Annotated in this window: 2 protein-coding genes; both read left to right on the top strand. The window is 40.4% G+C overall.

All coding sequences use genetic code 11. The features are described 5' to 3' along the window. Positions 1-438 precede the first annotated feature (438 nt). The coding region (locus AFK68_RS04385) for a type IV pilus twitching motility protein PilT (protein WP_143437509.1) at positions 439-1,521 on the top strand (1,083 nt) is incomplete at its 5' end. 416 nt (positions 1,522-1,937) lie between these two features. Next, positions 1,938-3,071: a type II secretion system F family protein gene (locus tag AFK68_RS04380; RefSeq protein ID WP_094671748.1), complete on the top strand. Its 1,134-nt coding sequence runs from the start codon at positions 1,938-1,940 to the stop codon at positions 3,069-3,071. Positions 3,072-3,118 lie beyond the last annotated feature (47 nt).

Raw genomic sequence — 3,118 nt, 5'->3', positions numbered from 1 at the left:
ATAACTACTAGACATCTCCAAAAATCAAAAATAAAATCAATTATTATCCATAAATTATCAATTATTTCTCACTGTTGCCTGTTTTAAGTTCCCTGTTCCCTCTTTTCTGGAAATGTCTAATAACTGATAACTAATAAAAAGGAGAATGAATTTATGTCTTTTATGATTGAGGATGTTTTGGAATCTCTTGTGGAACAAGGGGGATCTGATGTTCATATTCAAGCCAGAGCGCCTATTTTCTTTCGTATTAGTGGAACGTTGACTCCTCAACCTCAGTTCGGGGAAAATCTAGAACCTCTAGAAGTCCAAAATCTAATTTTCCAAATGCTGAACAATATGCAGCGGAAGGCTTTAGAGCTAAACTGGGAACTTGATAGCGCTTATGGTGTTAAGGGTTTGGCTCGTTTCCGTCTCAATGTCTATCGGGAGCGGGGAAGNGTTTTGGAATCTCTTGTGGAACAAGGGGGATCTGATGTTCATATTCAAGCCAGAGCGCCTATTTTCTTTCGTATTAGTGGAACGTTGACTCCTCAACCTCAGTTCGGGGAAAATCTAGAACCTCTAGAAGTCCAAAATCTAATTTTCCAAATGCTGAACAATATGCAGCGGAAGGCTTTAGAGCTAAACTGGGAACTTGATAGCGCTTATGGTGTTAAGGGTTTGGCTCGTTTCCGTCTAAATGTATATCGGGAGCGGGGTAGTTGGGCAGCTTGTATGCGTGCTTTAGCTTCTAAGATTCCTAATGCAGATAAATTAGGGATACCGATGATTTTACGGGAATTGACAGAGCGACCCAGGGGTTTGTATTTGGTGACTGGGCAAACAGGTTCTGGGAAAACAACTACGATGGCAGCTTTGATCGATTTGATTAACCGTACTCGTAGCGAGCATATTCTGACTGTGGAAGACCCGATCGAATATGTGTTTCCTAATGAAAAATGTTTGTTTCATCAACGACAAAAAGGCGAAGATACCAAAAGTTTTGCTAATGCTCTGAAAGGAGCGCTCCGTCAAGACCCTGATATTATTCTGGTGGGGGAAATGCGGGATTTGGAAACTATTGGTTTGGCTGCTAGTGCTGCGGAAACAGGTCACTTGGTGTTTGGAACTCTGCACACTAACTCAGCTTCGGGTACGGTAGACCGGATGTTGGATGTTTTTCCACCAGAACAACAACCGCAAATTAGGGCGCAGTTGGGTAACTCTATTGTGTGTATTTGTAGTCAAAACTTAGTCAAAAAAGTAGGTGGCGGGCGTTGTGCTGCTCACGAGATTATGGTGAATACTCCGGCGATCGCTAACTTGATTAAGGAGTCGAAAAATTCTCAGCTTTATTCTCAAATTCAAATGGGGGCTAAGTTGGGAATGCAAACTATGGAAATGGCTTTGTCTAATCTTTATAAAGAAGGGAAGGTAACTTGGGCAAATGCTATGGGTAAGGCAGTTAAGCCTGATGAATTAGTGGCTTTAATTGGTCCTGAACCGAAGGAAACTACTAAGGCGAAAGCGAAGGCTCGTTAATATCGAGTGTGGGAGGTGTGGGAGGTGTGGGAGGTGTGGGGAGATGGGGTGTATTGGAGTATTTTTCAATTATTGCTTCTTTATACTGACGACTCTGTGCCTCAAAAATTTAATCGCAGGCATTGATACCAAATAGAAATCTCTAGAAAAGAGGGAATAGGGAAAGAGTAATTGATAATCTCTGGATAAGAATTGATTTTACTTGACTCCCCTACACCCCCACTCCCTGCTACCCCACTCCCTAAAATTTATAATAATAAGGAAGGAATAAAATGGCTGGTAATATTGCTAATCAAAAACCTAAAAGTAGCTTAGAAAAACGCTTAGAGATAATAGAAGAACAAATAAATGTTGCCCTAGCATCGGTGACAGTGAAAGATTTATNCTAAAATTTATAATAATAAGGAAGGAATAAAATGGCTGGTAATATTGCTAATCAAAAACCTAAAAGTAGCTTAGAAAAACGCTTAGAGATAATAGAAGAACAAATAAATGTTGCCCTAGCATCGGTGACAGTGAAAGATTTATCTATCTTTGCCCGTCAGTTTGCTGCAATGTTTAATGCTGGAGTCCCGATGATTCGCTGTTTAAGAGTTTTGAGAGACCAAACTTCTAATGCCAAGATTAAGTATGCTGTTAAGCAGGTTAGTACAGAAGTAGAAGAGGGTAGCGAATTGTCAGAAGCAATGAAAAAACATCCTGCTTGTTTTGATGAATTATTTATCAGTATGGTAGCTGCTGGAGAGGTGGGTGGTGTACTTGATGAAGTTCTAGATCGTCTGGCAGTTATGTTGGAGAAAAATGCTAAGACAATGAGTGAAATTAATTCAGCAATGTCTTATCCGAAAACTGTTATGTTTATTGCTTTAGCAGTGTTTTTTGGAATGACAACTTTTCTGTTACCAACTTTTGCTGGTATTTTTGAACAAATTGGTACAGAATTACCTGCTTTTACTAAGTTTATGTTAAGTATCAGTGCGTTTTGTCGGACTTGGCCTCCAATCCCCCAAGCAACTACAATAGGTGTAATTATTGCTCTTTCTATTGCCTATTCAACCGCTTATAAGACAGATGCAGGTAGGTTATTTTTTGACAAAATTTTTCTCAAGCTGCCTATTTTTGGAGAGATTCTGGAGAAGTCGGCGGTGGCTCGTTTTTGTATGATTTTTGGTACTTTGACTCGTTCTGGAGTACCGATGTTAAAGTCTCTGGAAATTGTGCGAAATGTAGCGGGTAATGAGGCGATCGCTCAGTCTATTGAGTATGCAAGGCAGGAAATTCAAACTGGGGGTATGCTTAGTTTGGCTTTCCAGGAGAAACAGGTTTTCCCTTCTTTGGCAGTTCAAATGATGTCTATTGGTGAGGAAACTGGTGAATTGGATGGAATGTTGATGAAGGTGGGAGCTTTTTATGAGACTGAGGTTGAGGAAGCTGTGAAGTCTTTGTCAGCGATGTTGGAACCGTTAATGATCGTGGGTATTGGTGGTATGGTTGGTTCGATTTTGATGTCTATGTATTTACCCATGTTTGCTGTGTTTGAAAATCTATAATCAGGAGTCAGGAGTCAGGAGGGATAAGAGGAGTAGGGGAGTAGGGG

Origin of the sequence: Hydrocoleum sp. CS-953 (assembly GCF_002260545.1) — a bacterium.
Taxonomy (GTDB): Bacteria; Cyanobacteriota; Cyanobacteriia; order Cyanobacteriales; family Microcoleaceae; genus Trichodesmium.
Note: the sequence above shows the minus strand (reverse complement) of the source record. Positions and strands in the feature narration are given on the sequence as shown.